Annotated in this window: 1 protein-coding gene; it reads left to right on the top strand. The window is 52.9% G+C overall.

Going from position 1 to position 274, the window contains the following annotated elements:
- A partial coding sequence (locus EUU22_RS25360; RefSeq protein WP_205687939.1) for a hypothetical protein occupies positions 1 to 228 on the top strand: 228 nt, incomplete at its 5' end.
- Between the last annotated feature and the right edge of the window lie 46 nt (positions 229 to 274).

Genomic DNA, 274 nt, shown 5'->3' with positions numbered 1-274 from the left:
TCCATCCGGTCCATCCTCAGCGTCTTCACCCTTTCCATGGTTTTTGAGGTATTGGGGGTGGGGGAAGAGACAATGCTGATTACGTTCGGAATCGGCTTTGGAGCAGTCATGTTGGGCCTCGCGATTGCATTTGGCATCGGCGGCCAGGACCTGGCCCGTGAGTTCCTGGAGAAGAAGCTTACGACTGGCAAGAAGGAAGAGAAGGAGGATGAGTTGTCGCCGCTTTAGTTCTTCGAACAACTACTACGCTTGACTCACCATAAAAGGCTTCACG

The sequence above is a fragment of the Ciceribacter ferrooxidans genome (assembly GCF_004137355.1).
In the GTDB taxonomy this organism is placed as follows: Bacteria; Pseudomonadota; Alphaproteobacteria; order Rhizobiales; family Rhizobiaceae; genus Allorhizobium; species Allorhizobium ferrooxidans.
Note: the sequence above shows the minus strand (reverse complement) of the source record. Positions and strands in the feature narration are given on the sequence as shown.